Annotated in this window: 14 protein-coding genes; 10 read left to right on the forward strand and 4 right to left on the reverse strand. The window is 67.7% G+C overall.

Features of this window, described 5'->3' with window-relative positions:
- Nucleotides 1-17: 17 nt before the first annotated feature.
- The 7 genes from lpxC (at nt 18) to K9D25_RS09295 (ending at nt 9,642) form a co-directional block, all read left to right on the forward strand.
- Nucleotides 18-956 carry a UDP-3-O-acyl-N-acetylglucosamine deacetylase gene (gene lpxC, locus K9D25_RS09265; RefSeq protein WP_244450558.1) on the forward strand — a complete coding sequence of 313 codons (939 nt, stop codon included), beginning with the start codon at nt 18-20 and terminating at the stop codon, nt 954-956.
- A 279-nt stretch (nt 957-1,235) separates the two neighbouring features.
- Nucleotides 1,236-2,141 (forward strand): outer membrane protein assembly factor BamD, encoded by a 906-nt coding sequence (locus K9D25_RS09270; RefSeq protein WP_244450559.1) that lies wholly within the window; start codon nt 1,236-1,238, stop codon nt 2,139-2,141.
- Between the two features lie 133 nt (nt 2,142-2,274).
- On the forward strand, nt 2,275-3,948 hold the full coding sequence (gene recN, locus K9D25_RS09275; protein WP_244450560.1) for a DNA repair protein RecN: 1,674 nt from the start codon (nt 2,275-2,277) through the stop codon (nt 3,946-3,948).
- 105 nt (nt 3,949-4,053) lie between these two features.
- Nucleotides 4,054-5,214 carry a glycosyltransferase gene (locus K9D25_RS09280; RefSeq protein ID WP_244450561.1) on the forward strand — a complete coding sequence of 387 codons (1,161 nt, stop codon included), beginning with the start codon at nt 4,054-4,056 and terminating at the stop codon, nt 5,212-5,214.
- Nucleotides 5,211-6,737, forward strand: coding sequence for an ArnT family glycosyltransferase (locus K9D25_RS09285; RefSeq protein WP_244450562.1), 1,527 nt, complete (start codon nt 5,211-5,213; stop codon nt 6,735-6,737). Before K9D25_RS09280 ends, K9D25_RS09285 begins: the two co-directional genes overlap by 4 nt.
- 163 nt (nt 6,738-6,900) lie before the next feature.
- Complete coding sequence (ligA, locus tag K9D25_RS09290) at nt 6,901-9,027, forward strand: NAD-dependent DNA ligase LigA (RefSeq protein WP_244450831.1); 2,127 nt, start codon at nt 6,901-6,903, stop codon at nt 9,025-9,027.
- A gap of 57 nt (nt 9,028-9,084) precedes the next feature.
- The gene (locus tag K9D25_RS09295) at nt 9,085-9,642 is read left to right on the forward strand and encodes a cysteine hydrolase family protein (RefSeq protein ID WP_244450563.1); all 558 of its coding nucleotides are present in this window, start codon (nt 9,085-9,087) and stop codon (nt 9,640-9,642) included.
- Nucleotides 9,643-9,733: 91 nt separating this feature from the next.
- Here the strand turns inward: K9D25_RS09295 and K9D25_RS09300 are convergent, their stop codons facing one another.
- From K9D25_RS09300 to K9D25_RS09310, 3 genes are all read right to left on the reverse strand, one after another.
- Nucleotides 9,734-9,886, reverse strand: a complete 153-nt coding sequence (locus K9D25_RS09300) for a DUF3309 domain-containing protein (RefSeq protein WP_244450564.1) — start codon at nt 9,884-9,886, stop codon at nt 9,734-9,736.
- 93 nt (nt 9,887-9,979) lie between these two features.
- Nucleotides 9,980-11,812 (reverse strand): aminopeptidase P family protein, encoded by a 1,833-nt coding sequence (locus K9D25_RS09305; RefSeq protein ID WP_244450565.1) that lies wholly within the window; start codon nt 11,810-11,812, stop codon nt 9,980-9,982.
- Between the two features lie 121 nt (nt 11,813-11,933).
- The gene (locus K9D25_RS09310; protein ID WP_244450566.1) at nt 11,934-13,238 is read right to left on the reverse strand and encodes an aspartate aminotransferase family protein; all 1,305 of its coding nucleotides are present in this window, start codon (nt 13,236-13,238) and stop codon (nt 11,934-11,936) included.
- A gap of 99 nt (nt 13,239-13,337) precedes the next feature.
- On the opposite strand from K9D25_RS09310, the gene K9D25_RS09315 reads away from it, so the two are divergent.
- From K9D25_RS09315 to K9D25_RS09325, 3 genes are all read left to right on the forward strand, one after another.
- Nucleotides 13,338-14,210 carry a LysR family transcriptional regulator gene (locus tag K9D25_RS09315; RefSeq protein ID WP_244450567.1) on the forward strand — a complete coding sequence of 291 codons (873 nt, stop codon included), beginning with the start codon at nt 13,338-13,340 and terminating at the stop codon, nt 14,208-14,210.
- A 93-nt stretch (nt 14,211-14,303) separates the two neighbouring features.
- The gene (locus tag K9D25_RS09320) at nt 14,304-16,766 is read left to right on the forward strand and encodes an ATP-dependent helicase (RefSeq protein WP_432207922.1); all 2,463 of its coding nucleotides are present in this window, start codon (nt 14,304-14,306) and stop codon (nt 16,764-16,766) included.
- 87 nt (nt 16,767-16,853) lie between these two features.
- Nucleotides 16,854-17,792 (forward strand): 50S ribosomal protein L11 methyltransferase, encoded by a 939-nt coding sequence (locus K9D25_RS09325; RefSeq protein ID WP_244450569.1) that lies wholly within the window; start codon nt 16,854-16,856, stop codon nt 17,790-17,792.
- 34 nt (nt 17,793-17,826) lie between these two features.
- On the opposite strand, the gene K9D25_RS09330 is transcribed toward K9D25_RS09325, so the two are convergent.
- Nucleotides 17,827-18,339 carry a thioesterase family protein gene (locus tag K9D25_RS09330; RefSeq protein WP_244450570.1) on the reverse strand — a complete coding sequence of 171 codons (513 nt, stop codon included), beginning with the start codon at nt 18,337-18,339 and terminating at the stop codon, nt 17,827-17,829.
- Nucleotides 18,340-18,577 lie beyond the last annotated feature (238 nt).

Below are 18,577 nucleotides of genomic sequence, written 5' to 3' on the forward strand. Positions count from 1 at the left end.
ACCGCTTTTTGGGTCGAATGAACGCTGTACGGCAGACCACCCTCGGCGATGATGTGACGCTCTCCGGCGTCGGCGTACATTCCGGCAAGATGGCCCGGATGCATCTTTCCCCCGCCGAAGCCGACACGGGCATCGTCTTCTTCCGCAACGACACGAATCAATCGGTGCGCGCTTGCCGTGGTGCGGTGCGTGGTAGCGATCTCGCCACCGTGCTGCGCGATTCGGAAGGGCCCGCCGTTTCCACCGTTGAACACCTGATGGCCTGCTTCGCCGGCCTCGGTGTCGACAATGCCCGGGTCGAGATCGACGGTCCGGAAGTACCGATCCTCGATGGCAGCGCCGGCGAATTCGTTGCTGCGGTGGATGAGGCCAGCATTGTCGAGACCGACCGCGCGCGCCGTTATCTGCGTGTGCTCAAGCCCGTCCGTATCGAGACAGAGACCGGCTTCGGCGAGATTTCGCCCTATGACATGGGCTTCCGGCTCGAAGTCGAGATCGATTTCAACCATTCCGCCATCGGGCGTCAGCGCTTCGCGGCCACCATGTCGCCGGATGTGTTCCGCAAGGAACTCGCCGCTGCGCGCACCTTCGGCTTCGTCAGCGATGTCGAGCGTCTGTGGCAGGCCGGCTATGCCCTCGGCGCCTCGCTCGACAACACCATCTGCCTCGGCGACGAGGGCGTGATGAACACCACCGGTCTGCGCTACGCCGACGAGTTCGTCCGCCATAAGGCGCTCGACGCCATTGGGGATCTTGCCATTGGCGGCCTGCCGCTTCTGGCCCGCTACCGTTCCTATCGCGGCGGCCACAAGCTGAATTTCGCCGTCGTCGACGCGCTGCTCTCCGACCGTTCCGCCTATGAGATCGTCGAAGCCCGCATCCCGGCCCGCCGGACCGTCAGCAGCAATGCCGGGCTGATCGCAGTGGCGGTTCCCGCCTACGCGCCGGAACTGTGAGGCTGTCGACCTCCTGGCCGACTGATGGGCCGGGCGCCGGACGTTCCAATCGCTCCCGTCTTCCGGTTTTTCTCCATTTGGCTGGGTGCCGTCCGGGCTGCATTTCCCGGTGTTGCCGTGCATGCGCGTCCTTCGCGCCACAGAGGGCGTGAAAAGGTGGCTTGCCGTGGCTCTTTGCGCTCGGCGTCCCAAGGCGCCATAATCCGGTCGGAAAGCCACCTTAGCGCCTGTCCACGCACTCGGCGACGAAACAGCGACCAGATCGGGATCGAACTTGTGATGCGTCTTCTCCGTCTCGGCCAGACTGTTCCCGGCCCCTTGGCTCCCGTCTCCCGCCCCCGCGCGGTGCGTTCGGGCTTCGTGGCCGCGCGCCTTTTCGGACTGGTGCTCGTTGGTGCCTCGCTGGGCGGCTGCGCCAGCTGGTTCGATACCAACAAGGAAGAGACGGTCTATCCCGACGTTCCCGCCGAACAGCGCTACAATGAGGGCCTCACCCTCATGCAGAAGGGTGAGTACAAGGAGGCGATCACCCGCTTCGAGGATGTCGATCGCCAGCATCCCTACTCCGAATGGGCGCGCAAGGCGCTGCTGATGATCGCCTATAACAACTACACGCTGGGCGAATACGACGATTGCATCGCAGCGGCGCGGCGTTATCTCGCTCTGCATCCCGGCTCGGAAGATGCTGCCTATGCGCAGTATCTCGTCGCCGCCTCCTATTTCGACCAGATCCCCGACATCTCTCGCGACCAGCAGCGCACGCAGCGCGCCATGGATGCGCTGGAAGAGGTTATTCGAAAGTATCCAAATACGGAATACGCCGTCAGCGCCAAGAAGAAGCTCGAAGTCGCTCGCGATCAGCTCGCCGGCAAGGAGATGATGATCGGGCGCTATTATCTTGAGCAGCGCAATTATGCGGGCGCGATCAACCGCTTCAAGGTGGTGGTGACCCGCTATCAGACGACCCGCCATGTCGAGGAGGCGCTTTACCGCCTCACCGAAGCCTATATGTCGCTTGGCGTCATCAGCGAGGCGCAGACATCGGCGGCGGTGCTGGGCTATAATTTCCCCGACAGCACCTGGTACAAGGACGCGTTCAAGCTGGTTCAGTCGCGCGGCGTCGATCCGAAGATGAACGAGCAGTCGTGGATCGCCAAGGCGTTCAAGGGTTTCACCCTCGGCTAGGGAAGGGGCGAAACCCTCTTCCGCTCCGCCGCGACTTGTGAGAACGTAGCGAGAACATGATGCGCGTCTTTCGGCCGCTGGCGCCAACGCCGCGCATGCTCGTCCCGCAAGGCCACGTTCTGGAGCGTTACCCATGCTGATCGCCCTGTCGATCAGGGATATCGTGCTCATCGAGCGGCTCGACCTCTCTTTCCATTCCGGCCTCACGGTCCTCACCGGCGAAACCGGCGCGGGCAAGTCCATCCTGCTCGACGCCTTCACCCTCGCGCTCGGCGGCCGGGGCGATGGCTCGCTGGTGCGTCAGGGCACCACGCAGGGGCAGGTGACGGCCGAATTCGATCTCGCCGCCGATCACCCCGTGCGCGCACTGCTGGCGGAAGCCGGGATCGACGATGATGGCGCGCTGGTGCTGCGGCGGGTGCAGCATGCGGATGGCCGCACCCGCGCTTTTGTCAACGATCAGTCGGTCAGCGCGCAGATGCTGCGCACGCTCGGTCGTCGACTGGTGGAGATTCACGGCCAGCACGACGATCGCGCGCTGGTCGATCCTGCGTCGCACCGCGCGCTGCTCGACGCCTATGGCGGTCTGGTCGGGCTGGCCGAGGAAGTCAGCGCCCGGGCCCGCGGCTGGCGCGCTGCCCGCACGGAGGCCGCCCAGGAAAAGGCGCGGCTTGATGAGGCAGCCAAGGAAGCCGATTTCATCCGTCATGCGGTGGAGGAGCTTACCGCCCTTGCCGCCGAGCCGGGCGAAGAGGAACGTCTTGCGGCGCGGCGCACCGAAATGATGCGTTTCGAGAAGATCGCGACCGATCTGGCCGATGCGCAGGACGCCGTCGGCGGCAACAATTCCCCCATACCCGGCCTCGCCGCCGCCGTGCGCCGGCTCGAACGGCGGGCCGGCGAGGTCGAATCGCTGGTGCGCCCGGCGGTAGAAGCGATCGACGCGGCGCTGAACGCACTCGACCTTGCCCGCTCCCATCTCGATGCGGCGCTGCGCGAGGCCGATTTCGACCCGCATGAGCTGGAACGGATCGAGGAACGGCTGTTCACCCTGCGCGCGGCCGGCCGGAAATACGCCTGCACGGTGGACGACCTGCCGACCGTCGCCGCCCGCTTTGCCGACCAGCTCGACGCGCTCGACCATGGAGCCGAGACGCTGAAGGGTCTCGAGGCGCGCGCCGATGCCATGGAAGCGGCCTATCGCCAGTCGGCGCGCGATCTCTCGCACAAGCGCCGCGCGGCGGCCGAGGCGCTGGATGCGGCGGTGAACGCCGAACTGCCGCCGCTGAAGCTGGAGCGCGCCCGGTTCCTCACCGACTGCCAGATGGACGAGGCCGCGCATATCGACGGCTATGACCGCATCGAGTTCTGGGTGCAGACCAATCCTGGCACGCGGCCCGGCCCGATGATGAAGGTCGCCTCCGGCGGCGAACTGGCGCGCTTCCTGCTGGCGCTGAAGGTGGTGCTGGCCGACAAGGGCTCGGCGCCGACGTTGGTGTTCGACGAAATCGACACCGGGGTCGGTGGCGCGGTGGCCGACGCGATCGGCGCCCGCCTCGCCCGGCTTTCGGGTCGCGTGCAGGTGGTGGCGGTGACGCATGCCCCGCAGGTGGCCGCACGCGCCGGCAATCATTTCCGCATCGCCAAGGAGGCCATGGCCGAACTCGACCGCGTGGCGACGCGGGTGGCGCCGCTTGCCCCCGATCACCGGCGCGAGGAGATCGCCCGGATGCTGTCCGGTGCCGAAGTGACGTCGGAGGCACGGGCGGCGGCCGACAGGCTGCTGAAAGGGGCGGTCGCCGATTGATACTCCGCCGGCGGGGCGCCTGCGCCCTCGGAGGGCGTCGACTTCCGCGCCGGCCTGTCCTATTCGACGTGCGAACGCCCCTGTCCCTCGCTCCGCCGGCTTCCCATGACGTCCTCGCCGTCCCTCGCGCCCACCCACGCCGGCACCGAAAGTGCCGCGCCGGTCTTCCTCGCCGCACCGGCCGTTCCCCCTGATATGACGGTGGTCATTCCCACCTTCAACGAGCGCGGCAATCTGGAGCCGCTGGTCGCGCGGCTCGCGCGCGTGCTCGACGGTCTCGCCTGGGAAGCGATCTTCGTCGATGACAATTCACCCGACGGCACCGCCGACGCGCTGCGCAGCATCGGCCGGCGCGACCCGCGCATCCGCTGTATCCGCCGCGTCGGCCGGCGCGGCCTCGCCGGCGCGTGCATCGAGGGCATGCTCGCGGCGCAGGCGCCGGTCGTCGCCGTCATGGACGCTGACCTCCAGCATGATGAGAGCCTGCTGCCGCGCATGTTCGAAGCGATGGGCGCGGGTGCCGATGTGGTCGTGGCGACGCGCTACGCCCCCGGCGGCGACGCGGAGGGCTTCAGTGCCTGGCGCGGCCGCGGTAGCCGGCTGGCCACGCTCCTCGCCCAGCGCGTGCTGCATGTGACCTCTTCCGACCCGATGAGCGGCTTCTTCATGCTGCGGCGGGAGACGGTGGAGGAACTGGCACCGAAACTTTCCACGCAGGGCTTCAAGATCCTGCTCGACATTCTCGCCACCGCCAAGGGGCGGCTGAAGGTGACGGAGCTAACCTATAGCTTCGGCGTGCGGCAGAGCGGCGACAGCAAGCTCGACAACAAGGTGTTGATGGATTTTCTCGGCCTGATCGTCGCCAAGGCGACGGGTGGCCTTGTCTCGCTGCGCTTCCTGTCCTTCGCCACAGTGGGCGCGGCGGGGCTCGTCGTCCATCTCGCGGCGCTGCGCATTGGCCTCGGTCTGGCGCTGAGCTTCCTGGTGGCGCAGGCCATCGCCACGATGACGGCGATGACCTTCAACTATCTGCTCAACAATCTGCTGACCTATCGCGATCGCCGCCTGACCGGCTTTGCCTTCCTGCGCGGGCTGCTGGCCTTCTATGCCATTTGCGGGCTGGGCGCGGCGGCCAATGTCGGCGCGGCAGACTGGGCCTTCTACCAGACCAACCAATGGTGGCTTGCCGGCATCGCCGGGGCGTTCATCGGGGCGGTGTGGAACTACGCGATGAGCCGCGCGCTGGTGTGGAAGGACGCGGCGTGAACGCGCCACGAGCCGCCTCGTCGCCGGTTGCCGCCTTGTCGCAGGAGACCGCGGCGCGCGGTGCGCTCGCGTTGATTGGGCTGATGCTGGTGTGGCGGCTGCTGCTCGCCGCTTTCGTGCCGCTTGTACCAGACGAGGCCTATTACGCGCTGTGGGCTCAGGGCCTTTCCGCCGGTTATGTCGATCATCCCCCGATGATCGCGCTGTTCATCCGCGCCGGGCAGGAAATGCTGGGAGATACGCCGCTCGGCATCCGGCTGTTCAGCGTGCTGGCCGCGCTGCCGGCGAGCTGGTTCGTCTGGCGTGCGGCGGCGGAACTGCTGGCGGACAAGCGCGCCGGCGCCCTGGCGGCGGTTCTGTTCAACGCCACCATCTTCGGCTTTCTCGGGCTGACGCTGGCCACGCCGGATGCGCCGCTCGCCCTGTTCTGCGCGGCCATGGTGTGGGGGGCGGCGCGGTTGCTGCGCGCACCCTGCCCGTGGCTGTGGCTCGCCATGGGGCTGGCGACGGGGCTGGCGGCACAGTCGAAATATTCCGGCATCATGCTGGCGGGTGGCTTCGCGCTGGCGGTTTTCGTTCTGCCGCCGCTCCGTCGGCAGTTGCTCACGCCATGGCCATGGCTGGCGGGTGCGCTCGCGCTGCTCGTATTCCTGCCCAATATCGCCTGGAACGCCACGCATGATTGGGCGACATTGACCAAGCAGGGCGGCCGGGTGACGGCGCAGGCACCGTTTCGCCCCGGCTTCCTGCCGGAGTTCGTCGGCTCGCAGATCGCGCTGGCGACCCCGCTCATCTTTCTGTTCGCCGTTCTCGGGCTGCTGCCGGGGCGCGCGGCGGCGATGTTCCGCCCCGGTGCAGGCCGGGCGCTGGTGCTCTTCCTGCTGTTCGTGCCGCTGGCCTATTTCCTCGTGCATGCGCTGCGGTCGCGCGTCGAGGGCAACTGGGTCGGCTTTCTCTACCCGCTCGTTGCTATTGCGGCGGCGGCGGGCATGCTGGCCCCGGCCGGCAGCGGGTGGTTGGGGCGAAGCCTGCCGGGCCTGGCGCGGGCGACGTTGCCCTTGGCCTTTGGTCTCATTCTGGCGCTGGGCCTTCACGCGCTGTTCGTGCCCACCACGCTCGCCGGCAACAAGGACGCCATCGTGCGTATGACGCGCGGCTGGCCGGCGTTCGCCGCCGAAATCGACACGCGCCGGCGGGAGATCGGCGCGACCGCGATCCTCACCAATGATTACCAGATGACCGCCATGCTGAAGCGGGAACTGCCGGGTGTGACCGTGCGGCAATTCGATGAGCGTCAGCGTTATGCTTTCATGGACGAGTCCGAGCCGCCCAGCCTGAAAGGGCCGCTGCTCCTCGTGCTCTCCACCTACCGCTCCTTCAACGAGATCGCCGCTGTCTATGGACGAACGGATCTCGGTGAGGTGTCGCGGCGTTTTCGCGACGTGACCATGCCGCCGGTGCGGCTGTTCCGGCTCGATCCGGTGGTGTCGTCCCCGCCGAGCCCGGTGTCTTCCGCGCCCTGATCGCGAGGCTTGAGCCGGCGGGCGATTTCTGGAAAGGGAGAGGGCCCCCGGCGGTGCCCCGCCCAAGCCTGCGGTGAGTGTGATGTCGCGATCCCAAACGTCTTCTTCCGTCACGCCGGCCGACGACCTGCCGAATGTGGCCGCTGCCGAGGATGTCGCGGCCATGACCGCCGACGAAGCGGCGCGTGCGCACGCAAAGCTGGGCGAGGAGATCGCCGGCCATGACCGGCGCTATTACCAGGACGACGCGCCGACCGTCTCCGATGCGGCGTATGACGCGCTGCGCCGGCGCTATGAGGCGATCGAGGCACAGTTTCCCGAATTGCGCGGCATGGACAGCCTCTCGGAGAAGGTCGGGGCCGCGCCTTCCGCCAAATTCGCCAAGGTGCGCCATGCGGTGCCGATGCTCTCGCTGGGAAATGCCTTCGCCGACGAGGAGGTGGAGGAATTTGTCGCCCGCGTGCGCCGCTTCCTCGGCCTTGCCGCAGACACGGAGGTGACCTTCACCGCCGAGCCGAAGATCGACGGGCTGTCCTGCTCGCTACGCTACGAGAATGGCGTGTTCGTGCAGGCGGCGACGCGTGGCGACGGCTTCGAGGGCGAGGATGTCACCGCCAATGTCCGCACCATCGGCGAAATTCCCCAGCGGCTGAAGGGCGCGGATGTGCCTGATGTGTTCGAGGTGCGCGGCGAGGTCTATATGGGCCACGACGCCTTCGCCGCCATAAATGAGCGCCAGCAGGAGGCCGGCAAGCCGCTTTTCGCCAATCCGCGCAACGCGGCGGCCGGCAGCCTGCGCCAGCTGGACCCCAAGATCACAGCGAGCCGACCGCTACGCTTCTTCGCCTATGCCTGGGGCGAGGTGAGTGAGGCTGGGCTGCCCGCCGATACGCAGTTCGGCGTCATCGAGGCGTTCAAGCGCTGGGGGCTGCCGACCAACCCGCTCACGGTGCGCTGCCACACGGCGGCGGAGCTGCTGGCGCATTACCGCCTGATCGGTGAGCAGCGGGCCATGCTCGGCTATGACATTGACGGCGTCGTCTACAAGGTCGACAGCCTCGCGCTGCAGGGGCGGCTCGGTTTTGTCTCCCGTTCGCCGCGCTGGGCGCTGGCGCACAAGTTTCCGGCGCAGCGGGCGGTGACCCGGCTGGAGCGCATCGAAATCCAGGTCGGGCGCACCGGCGCGCTGACCCCGGTCGCCAAACTCACCCCGGTGACGGTGGGCGGCGTCGTGGTCTCCAACGCCTCGTTGCACAATGAGGATTATATTCGCGGCATCGGCGGCAATGGCGAGCCGATCCGCGGTGGAGTCGATATTCGCGAGGGCGATTGGGTGGTGATCCAGCGCGCCGGCGATGTGATTCCTCAAGTGGTAGCGGTCGAGACCGAGCGCCGTCCCGCCGATGCCAGACCCTACGCCTTCCCCACCCTCTGCCCCGCCTGCGGCTCCCATGCCGTGCGCGAGGAGGGCGAGGCGGTGCGCCGCTGCACGGGCGGGCTCATCTGCCCGGCGCAGGCGGTGGAGCGCATCCGCCATTTTGTCTCGCGCGACGCCTTCGACATCGAAGGGCTGGGCGAGAAGCAGGTGCAGGCCTTCTATGAGGCTGGGCTGGTGAAGCAGCCGGCGGATATCTTCACGCTGGAGGCCCGCGATTCGGCCCCCGGAGCGCTCACCCGGCTCAAGAACCGCGAGGGCTGGGGCGAGACCTCGGCGAAGAATCTGTTCGCCGCCATCGCCTCGCGCCGGCAGGTGCCGGTGAACCGTTTCCTCTACGCGCTCGGCATCCGTCATGTCGGCGAAACCAATGCCAAGCGCCTGCTGCGCCATTTCCCAACCATCGAGGCACTGCGCGAGACGGCGCTGGCGGCGATACCCCCTGGCGAGGCGCACCCCAAGGGCAACGAGGCCTGGCAGGAGATCATAGGCATCGAGGGCATCGGCGCGGTGGTGGCGGAGGCGGTGGTCGATTTCTTCGGTGAGCCGAACAACCAGGCGGCAGTCGAGGCGCTGCTGGGCGAGGTGACGCCCGAGCCCATGGAAGCGGTCGCCAGCGCTGGTGCGGTCAACGGCAAGACCGTGGTGTTCACCGGCGCGCTGGAGAAGATGACCCGCGACGAGGCCAAGGCCATGGCCGAGCGGCTGGGCGCCAAAGTGGCAGGCTCCGTGTCGAAGAAGACCGATTACGTCGTCGCCGGCGCCGATGCGGGCACCAAGCTCGCCAAGGCCCGGGAACTGGGCGTGGCGGTGCTCACCGAGGACGAGTGGCTGGCTCTGGCCGGCGCCAGTTGACAGGGAAGCTGCGCTGGGGGGACCTTGGCTCCCCTTTTACGACCACCGGAGCTTGCCGTGTCTGACACCGCGCTTCTCATCATCGACCTGCAGAACGACTATTTCCCTGGTGGCCGCTTCCCGCTGGAAGGTACCGCCGCTGCTGCCGCGAAGGCTGGGGAACTTCTCGCCTTGGCGCGCGAAGCTGGCGCCGGGGTGGTGCATGTGCGTCATGAAATGACTGGTGAGGACTCGCCATTCTTCACGCGAGGCACGCCGGGCGCGGAAATCCACGCCAGCCTCGCACCGCAAGAGGGGGAGCCGGTCGTGGTGAAGGAGGAGGTGAACGCCTTCCTGCGCACCGATCTCGACAGCCTGCTGCGCGGGCAGGGCGTCAGCCGCCTGGTGATCGTCGGCGCGATGAGCCATATGTGCGTGGATGCGGCGAGCCGGGCGGCGCTCGATCTCGGCTATGAGGTCACGCTTGCGCATGACGCGACGGCGACGCTGCCGCTGGCGTTCAATGGCAAGGAAGTGCCCGCGCCCGCCGTGCAGGCGGCGATGATGGCGGCACTGGAATTCGCCGGCGCGAAGGTGGTGCCGGCTTCGGAGGCCGCGGCGGTGCTGCGCGGCTGACTACTCACCGCGACGCCGCGCCCGTTTCGTAGACACGAAAAAGCCGCCGCGGGGGGAGACGCGGCGGCTTTTCCACTCCGGTGCGCGACGGTCAGAGGCGCCCGGTCAGCATCATCACGATCAGAATCACCAGCAGGATGGTGACGAGACCGCTGGGGCCATAGCCCCAATTGCGGCTGTAGCCCCAGCTCGGCAGGGCGCCAATAAGGATCAGGATAAGAATAACGATAAGAATGGTGGTCATCGTCGAGTCTCCAGCCGTCCCGTTACATCGGTCGCGGGGATAATGCCGGTCATCGACGATGGTTCCATTGAACCATTACCTATTTTCCCGCCGTCAGCGCGCCAGCGGTGCCGTGGCGGCCTCCAGCCAGAGCCGGGTCGGCGCGTCGACCAGCGGGCCGATCTCCGCCTGCACTCGGGCATGATAGGCATCGAGCCAGGCGATCTCCTCGGCTGTGAGCAAAGCGGGCTCGATCCCGCGCCGGTCGAACGGGGCCAGCGTCAGCGTCTCGAAGGCCAACAGCGTACGCTCCGCCCCCTCGATCACCGGCCCGTCGACGACGATTTCCAGATTTTCCAGCCGAATGCCGTAAGCGCCCGTCTTGTAGTAGCCGGGCTCGTTGGAGAGCACCATGCCGCGCGCCAGCGGCACCGTGCCGACCTTGGAAATCCGCGCCGGCCCCTCATGCACCGAGAGATAGGCGCCGACGCCATGGCCGGTGCCGTGGTCGAAATCCAGCCCCGCCGCCCAGAGGTGCTGTCGGGCGAAGCTGTCGAGCTGCGCGCCCGAGGTGCCGAGCGGGAACACGGCCCGTGCAATCGCGATGTGCCCCTTCAGCACCCGGGTGAAGCGGTCGCGCATTTCCGCGCTCGCCGTGCCGACGACGAGAGTGCGGGTCACATCGGTGGTGCCGTCCTCATACTGCGCGCCGGAATCGATGAGGAACAGCTCATCCGGGCGGATGGGCCGGTTGGTCGCCTCGCTGACGCGGTAATGCACGATGGCGCCGTTCGGCCCGGCGCCGGAGATGCTGGGGAAGGAAATATCCTTGAGCACGCCCGTCTCGCGCCGGAAGCTCTCCAGCGCACAGACCGCGTCGATCTCGGTCAGCCCGCCTTTCGGCGCTTCCGTGTCAAACCAGGCGAGGAACCGGGCGAGCGCCGCGCCGTCGCGCCGGTGCGCGGCCCGCATGCCCTCAAGCTCGGCGGCATTCTTTGCCGCTTGCATCAGCGCGACCGGGCTCACTCCGTTGGAGACCTTCCCGCCAGCGGCCTCGATCCGTGCCGCCAGAAGCGCCGGAGCGGTTGCCTGATCGAGCCGGACGGTGGCGCCGCCGGCGGCGGCCATCTCCACGGCACGTTCCAACAGCACCGGCTCGGCAATCTCGGCGATGGGCGCGAGGGCATCGCGTACCGCGTTGGAGAGTTTGCGGGCGTCGATGAACAGCGTCGGCCGTCCGCTGCGGGGAATCAGCGCCCAAGACAGCGGTAGCGGTGTGAAGTTCACGTCGCCGCCGCGAATGTTGAAGGTCCAGGCGACGGAATGCGGGTCGGAGATGACCAACGCATCGAGCTTCTGCTCGCCGAGCGCCTTCTGCACCCGGCCGATCTTATCGGCGGCGCTTTCGCCGGCCAGCGCCGGATCGCGTAGCGTCACGGGGGCGAGCGGGGGCGCCGGACGATCGCGCCACACCGCGTCCACCGGGTTGCCGTCCACTGCCACCAGCACCCCGCCGGCAGCGGAGGCGGCGCGGCGCAGCTTCTGCTCGCTGTCTACCGTCGTCAGCCAGGGGTCGTATCCGAAATGAGCGCCGGCCGGCAGGTGCGTCTCCAGCCAGCGCTCGGGCGTGGTTTCCGCGAGCGGCACGACGGCGAAGGAAGCGGTGTCGACCTGCGCGGCGGCCTGCAGCGTGTAGCGGCCATCGACTACGATGGCGGCCTCGTCCCGCAGCACCAGCGCGACACCGGCCGAGCCGGTGAAGCCGGTGAGCCAGGCGAGGCGTTCGTCGCAGGGCGGGACATATTCATTCTGGTGCGCGTCGGCGCGGGGAATGAGGAAACCGTCGAGCCCGCGTCGTTCCAGTTCCTCGCGCAGCAGCTTCAGGCGGGCGGTACCGAGCGCGGGAGCGGCGGAATCGGCGAAGGTCTGGAACTTGGCGTCGAACATGATGGGCCTTGGTGCTGCACGGGCGGAATCTGATCGATCAGACCATGCCCGGGCAGGCGATGCCAGCGCCCCGTGCCGCCCGGATCGCTTCGTAGCGGCCCGGACGGGCGCGGCGGGCCTCTCAGCCTGTGGCGGCGGTGATGGAGTCGGAGATGATCTCCAGCCCGCGATCGATCTCCGCCTCGCTCACCGTCAGCGCCGGGGCGATGCGGAACACGCCGCCCATACCCGGCAGCTTGACGATGTTCATGCTCAGCCCGCGCGTCATCGCCTCGTCCATGACGCGCGCGCCGAGCTCGAAACCCGGCTCCTTGGTGCCCCGGTCGAGCACGATTTCCAGCCCCAGCAGCAGGCCGCGCCCGCGCACATCGCCAACGCAGTCATGGCGCTGCTGCAACGCGAGCAATCCGTCCTTCAGCCGCTGACCGCGGAGAACCGCCTGTTCCACCAGCCCGTCGCGCTCGACCACGTCGAGCACGGTGACGCCGACGGCGGCCGGGAGCGGATCGGAGACATGGGTGGTGTAGAACAGATAGCCCTTTTCATGCGCCTTCTGCTCGATCTCGGCCGTCGTCATGACCGCGGCGAGCGGCAGGCCGGCGCCGAGCGTCTTGGAAAGTGTCATGATGTCGGGCGTCACGCCGTCGCGCTGGAAGGCGAACATGTGGCCGGTGCGGGCGATGCCGGTTTGCGCCTCGTCGAGGATGAGCAGCATGCCGCGCTCTTCGCATTTCTGCTTCAGCGCCTTGAGATAACCGGGTGGCAGTTCGAGGATGCCGCCGCTGGACAGGATCGGCTCGGCGATGAAGGCGGCGAGCGCTCCGGTGGACTGGCGGTCGATCAGCGCGAAGGCGTCGTCGAGTTCTGTCTGCCAGTCATTGGTGCCGTCGGCATGGGCGAAGCGCGGGCGGTAGGAATTGGGCGCGGGAATGACGAAGGAGCCCGGCGTCACCGGTCCATAGCCCCGGCGCCCGGCGCTGTAGGTGGCGGCGGCCGCCGCGCCGGTCATGCCGTGCCAGCTCTGCGCGAAGGCGACGACCTCGTGCCCGCCGGTGACGAGCTTGGCCATGCGGATGGCAGCTTCGTTCGATTCCGCCCCGGTCGAGAGCAGTTGGACCCGCTCCAGCCCCGGCGCCAATGCGGAGAGGCGGGAGGCGAGCTCCACCACCGGGCGGGACAGCATGCCGGAAAACAGATGCGCGACCCGGCCCATCTGCCGCTCGACGGTGGCGACGATATCGGGGTGGGTGTGGCCTAGCACCGCACTCATCTGCCCAGAGGTGAAGTCGAGAATCCCGCGCCCGTCGGCGTCGTAGACGAAGCTGCCCGCGGCGCGCTCGACGATGATGGATTCGAAGCTCGGCCCGTAGCGGGTGAGATGCGTGTTGGCGGCGGCCCAGAAGGCGGGATCGGCATTCAGCGACATGGCTCATCCCCGTATGGCGGTGGATAAGAGCTATCGGTGGCGTCGCTCTCAGGCAAACTGATATTGTTTCATTCCGATATCGATGAAACTGATGGCGGCATGGCCGCCATTCCCGATCTCGACCTCGCTTTGCTGCGCAGCTTCACCGTTGTGGCGCGCGCCGGCTCGATCAGCGGCGCCTGCCTGCAGATCGGCCGCACCCAATCGGCGCTCAGCATGCAGATGCACCGGCTGGAAAGCGCGCTCGGCCAACCCCTGCTGCACCGCAGCGGCTCCGGCGTGCGTCTCACCACGGCAGGCGAGAAACTGCTGGTGCATGCCGACGCCTTGCTCGCGCGCCACGACGAAATCCTCGCCGATATGGTGGGCACCGGGCTGCGCGGCTCGGTCAGCTTCGGCTGCCCGGAGGACTATTCCGCCGCCTTCCTGCCGGAGCTTCTGCGCGGCTTCTGCGCGCTCTATCCCGATGTCGAACTACGCATGGTCTGTGCGCCGACGCTGGAACTGCGTCCATTGCTGCACCGGCGGCAGATCGAGCTGGCACTGGTCTCGGTGCCCGATCCCGCTGGCGGCGATGTGATCCGGCCAGAGGAATTCGTCTGGGTAGCTCACGATCCCGCGCCCGCCGTGCTCGCCCAGGCCACCCTGCCGCTGGCGCTCTCCGCACCGCTGACGCTCGACTACCGCGCCGCCTGCACGGCGATGGAGCAGGTGGGGCGGCGCTACCGGGTGGCCTTCGCCAGCAACAGCCTTGCCGGCCTCATCGCCATCGCCCGCTCCGGCCATGCGATCGCGGTGCTCACGCGCATGGCGGTGCCGCCGGACCTGCACATTGTCACGCAAGGCATGCCGGCGCTGCCCAGCATCGGCATCGCGCTGGAATATGCCGATCCGCGCCCCTCGCTGGCGGCGCGGGCGCTGGGCGCCCATATCGGTGCCGAACTGCCCGCGCTGGGCTATCGCGCCAGCTGAAAACCTCGCCAATGTGCGCCGCCCTCGCCAAACGGGCATGCCGGTGCCATTTTGTTCCGCCAAGAATCATTCATCATGACTGTGAGCAGGCCGTTGGCCGACCCCCGAAACATCCCGGACGGTGAACCCTCCGATTTCCCCTTCGACCTGCCGGCGGCCTCTCCGCGACCCGGCGGCATTGCCGCGCGCGCGGCGGCGCTGGCGCGTCCCGACGGGGCCGGGCACGCGCGCGGCGTCTATCTCGACGGCCTCAATCCCGAGCAGCGGGCGGCGGTGGAGGCGACCGACGGGCCCGTGCTGGTGCTCGCCGGCGCCGGCACCGGCAAGACGCGGGTACTCACCACCCGCATCGCCCATATCCTCTCGCTCGGCCTCGCCTGGCCCTCGCAGATCCTCGCTGTCACCTTCACCAACAAGGCGGCGCGGGAGATGAAGGAGCGCATTGGCGCCATGGTCGGGGAGGAGGTGGAGGGCATGCCCTGGCTCGGCACCTTCCACTCCATCGGTGTGCGGATGCTGCGCCGGCATTCGGAGCTGGTGGGGCTGAAATCCGGCTTCACCATTCTCGATACGGACGACCAGATAAGGCTGCTGAAACAGTTGCTGCAGGCCGAAGGCGTTGACGAGAAGCGCTGGCCGGCCCGGCTGTTGGCCAACATCATCGACGGCTGGAAAAATCGCGGCCTCGGCCCGCAGCAGGTGCCGGCGGGCGAGGGCTCTGCTTTCGCCAATGGGCGCGGCGGGGCCTTCTACGCCGCCTATCAGGCGCGGCTGAAGGCGCTCAACGCCGTCGATTTCGGCGACCTGCTTCTCGAGAGCATCCGTCTGCTGCGCGAGAATCCGGACGTGCTCGCGGAATATCACCGCCGCTTCCGCTACATTCTCGTCGACGAATATCAGGACACCAACGTCGCGCAGTATCTCTGGCTGCGCTTGCTGGCGGCCGGCTCGCGCAATGTCTGCTGCGTCGGCGACGACGACCAGTCGATCTATGGCTGGCGCGGGGCGGAGGTCGATAACATCCTGCGCTTCGAGGCCGATTTCCCCGGCGCCACCGTGGTGCGGCTGGAGCGCAACTACCGCTCCACCGGCCATATCCTCGGCGCTGCGGCCCACCTCATCGCCCACAATGCGGGCCGGCTCGGCAAGACGCTGTTCTCGGAAGGCGAGAGCGGCGAGAAGGTCACGGTGACCGGTGCCTGGGACAGCCAGGAGGAAGCCCGCGCCATCGGCGAGGAGATCGAACAGCTCCAGCGCCAAGGCCATGCCCTGACCCAGATCGCCATTCTGGTGCGGGCCTCCTTCCAGATGCGCGAGTTTGAAGAGCGCTTCGTCACGCTGGGGCTGAACTACCGCGTCATCGGCGGCCCGCGCTTCTATGAGCGGGCGGAAATCCGCGACGCGTTGGCTTATCTGCGCGTCATCGCCTCGCCCTCCGACGACCTCGCCTTCGAGCGCATCGTCAATGTGCCCAAGCGCGGTCTGGGCGACGCGGCGCTGCGGCAGATCCATGATCACGCCCGCGCTGCGCAGATTCCGTTGATCGAGGCCGCGCGGGAACTGGTGGCGAGCGAGGAGTTGAAGCCGAAAGTGCGGCTCACCTTGCGCGACCTCGTCGCCTCTTTCGACCGTTGGCGCGGCCAGATGGCCAGCCTGCCGCAGAATGAACTGGCCGAGATCGTGCTGGACGAATCCGGCTACACCGAGATGTGGCAGAAGGACCGCTCCGCCGACGCGCAGGGCCGGCTCGACAACCTCAAGGAACTCGTGCGCTCGATGGAGCAGTTCGAGAACCTCATCGGCTTCCTCGAGCACATTTCGCTGGTCATGGACGTCGAGGGCGCCGCAGGCGGCGATGCCGTCAACATCATGACGCTGCATTCGGCCAAGGGGCTGGAATTCGACACGGTGTTTCTTCCCGGATGGGAGGAGGGCGTGTTCCCCAACCAGCGCGCGCTGGATGAGCAGGGCCGCGCGGGGCTGGAGGAAGAGCGCCGCCTCGCCTATGTCGGCCTCACCCGCGCGCGGCGCCGCGCCAAGGTGTTCTTTGCCTCCAACCGGCGCATTCACGGCATGTGGCAATCCGCCGTGCCGAGCCGCTTCCTTGACGAATTGTCGGAGAAGGACGTGGAGGTGACGGAATCGCGCGGCGGGCAGGGCTGGGGCGGCGGCCAGTCGGGTCGCTATGGCTATGGTCCCAGCCGCTTCGACGAGGTGCAGACCTTTGGCTCTTCCTATTCGACGCCCGGCTGGCAGCGGGCGCAGAACGCCGCGCGCAGCAATAGCGGTGGCGGGGGCTTCTCCGGCGGCAGCTCCAGCGACAACCGGCCCTCACGCTTCGCCGCCAGTGAGAAGGCGCGCGGCGGCCGGGTGATCGAGGGTGAACTCATCGCCAAGTCGACCGGCCCAGCCTCCCGCTTCGCCATTGGCGACCGTGTGTTCCACCAGAAGTTCGGCTATGGCGAGGTCGCCTCGGTGGAAGGCAACAAGCTCACCGTGCAGTTCGACAAGGCTGGCGAGAAGAAGGTGGTGGACAGCTTCGTCGATGCCGCGTGAGCGGTGGGGGCGCTCCCACGCTGGTGTTCGGGCGCGTCCTCGCTTACAGACGCGCACCATGGATGCGCTCGCCAGGTGAGGACCGATATGCTCGAAGGATTGCCGCCTAATGGCGCCTCGCACGTGATGCGGGTGGATGCGCCCGAGCATGAGGCGCGCGCCATTGCCGAATATCTCGGCGAGAGTTTCGACCCCGCCGAGGTGGCCGCCGCCGCCTTTGAGGTGGAAGACCGCGCCGAGGGCTCGGGTTGGGCAGTGGAGGTCTATTTCGGCGATCCGCCGGACGAGGAGATGGTGCGCGATCTCATCGCGCTCGTTTCGCCTGAAGCCGCCGTTGCGGCGACCTTCTCGCTGCTCGACAAGAAGGACTGGGTAGCGGCGTCGCTGGAAGGCCTCGCCCCCGTGGCCATTGGCCGCTTTGTCGTTCATGGCTCGCATGATCGCGGGCGGTTGACGGGCAACCGCATCGGCATCGAGATCGAGGCGGCGCTCGCCTTCGGTACCGGCCATCACGGCACCACCAAGGGCTGCCTTGCCGCCATCGATACCTTCGGCAAGCAGCGCCGGCCGGGCCGCACGCTCGATGTCGGCACCGGCACGGGGGTGCTGGCCATGGCCGCGGCGCGACTGTTCCACGCCCCCGTGCTTGCCAGCGATATCGACAAGGTGGCGGTGACCACGGCGCGGGCCAATGCCGTGGCGAACCGCGCCGCGCCGCATATCCAGTTTGTGCATGCGCCGGGACTGGGGGCGGGAGAATTTCGTCGCCACGGCCCCTATGACCTGATCCTCGCCAATATCCTGCTGGCGCCACTCAAGGGCATCGCCCGGCCATTGAGCCGATTGCTGGCGCCGGGCGGCACGGTGGTACTGTCGGGCCTGCTGCCTTCACACGCCAATGCGGCGCTGGCCGCCTATCGCGCCCAAGGGCTGCGGCTCAAGCGCCGCCGCACCATCGAAGGCTGGACGACGCTGGAATTGACCGCCGATCGCGGGCGCAACACCACGCCCGCCTTGCGGGGGTGAACCCTCCCGAGGGCGTGTGGGGCCTGCGCGCCGGTCAGCTCAGCCGGATCGGCATGTTGACCGGCCGGCCGAGTCCTTCCGGCATGGGCAGCGCCCCGTGGGCCGCCTTCATCAGCGCCAAGCGCTCCAGCACCTCGTCGGGGAAGGGCACCACACGGCGGGTGCCTGCCTCGACATGCTGGGCGATCTGCTCATAGGTCGCGGCAATCCAGCCCTCGCGGGCGTGGTGCAACTCCTGGAACAGGTGCATGCGCTTGTCGTCGTAATTGATGAGGCGGAGCGTCGCCCGCACTTCCTGCCCGGCGCGAAGCTCGCGCTGGAAGCGCTGATGCGCCTCCATCGTGACGAACGACGCCCGCCGGCTTTCCACCATGTGCGGGCCGAGCCCGACAAGGAACACCGCTTCATCGACCGCGCGGTCGAAAAGCAGGCTGTAGAATGCTGCGTGCAAATGCCCGTTGTGATCGGCCCAACCGGCGTCAACCGTCATGACGGACGACACGAAGGGCGCGAAGAACACGGGTTCGAAATCGATCCCGTCCAGCATGACACCATCCCGACCGTTATGAGCGCGAGGTAGCGCGCTGCCTTATTGACAAGCATTGTGCCGACTTTCCATGCAGTCGTCACCTGCCGTGATGGCGTTTGAATGACCGAATTCTTGCGATAGCGGGGTTTCGTCGTGCTTATTGCGCGGCAGCAGGCCTCCGCCGGGAGTCGCGAGGGGCCGGCATAAGGTATATGCCGTTGAGGCGACCGGCTCCGGCCGGGTGTAGGGCCGAGAC

Origin of the sequence: Ancylobacter polymorphus (assembly GCF_022836935.1) — a bacterium.
Lineage (GTDB): Bacteria > Pseudomonadota > Alphaproteobacteria > Rhizobiales > Xanthobacteraceae > Ancylobacter > Ancylobacter polymorphus_A.

What these genes read in the sequence shown, in the direction of transcription:
- K9D25_RS09325 (WP_244450569.1), top strand. Translation starts at nt 16,854, where the DNA reads ATGCTCGAAGGATTGCCGCCTAATGGCGCCTCGCACGTGATGCGGGTG.
- K9D25_RS09270 (WP_244450559.1), top strand. Translation starts at nt 1,236, where the DNA reads ATGCGTCTTCTCCGTCTCGGCCAGACTGTTCCCGGCCCCTTGGCTCCC.
- K9D25_RS09315 (WP_244450567.1), top strand. Translation starts at nt 13,338, where the DNA reads ATGGCCGCCATTCCCGATCTCGACCTCGCTTTGCTGCGCAGCTTCACC.
- K9D25_RS09280 (WP_244450561.1), top strand. Translation starts at nt 4,054, where the DNA reads ATGACGTCCTCGCCGTCCCTCGCGCCCACCCACGCCGGCACCGAAAGT.
- lpxC (WP_244450558.1), top strand. Translation starts at nt 18, where the DNA reads ATGAACGCTGTACGGCAGACCACCCTCGGCGATGATGTGACGCTCTCC.
- K9D25_RS09300 (WP_244450564.1), bottom strand. Translation starts at nt 9,886, where the DNA reads ATGACCACCATTCTTATCGTTATTCTTATCCTGATCCTTATTGGCGCC.
- K9D25_RS09310 (WP_244450566.1), bottom strand. Translation starts at nt 13,238, where the DNA reads ATGTCGCTGAATGCCGATCCCGCCTTCTGGGCCGCCGCCAACACGCAT.
- recN (WP_244450560.1), top strand. Translation starts at nt 2,275, where the DNA reads ATGCTGATCGCCCTGTCGATCAGGGATATCGTGCTCATCGAGCGGCTC.
- K9D25_RS09330 (WP_244450570.1), bottom strand. Translation starts at nt 18,339, where the DNA reads ATGCTGGACGGGATCGATTTCGAACCCGTGTTCTTCGCGCCCTTCGTG.
- K9D25_RS09305 (WP_244450565.1), bottom strand. Translation starts at nt 11,812, where the DNA reads ATGTTCGACGCCAAGTTCCAGACCTTCGCCGATTCCGCCGCTCCCGCG.
- ligA (WP_244450831.1), top strand. Translation starts at nt 6,901, where the DNA reads ATGACCGCCGACGAAGCGGCGCGTGCGCACGCAAAGCTGGGCGAGGAG.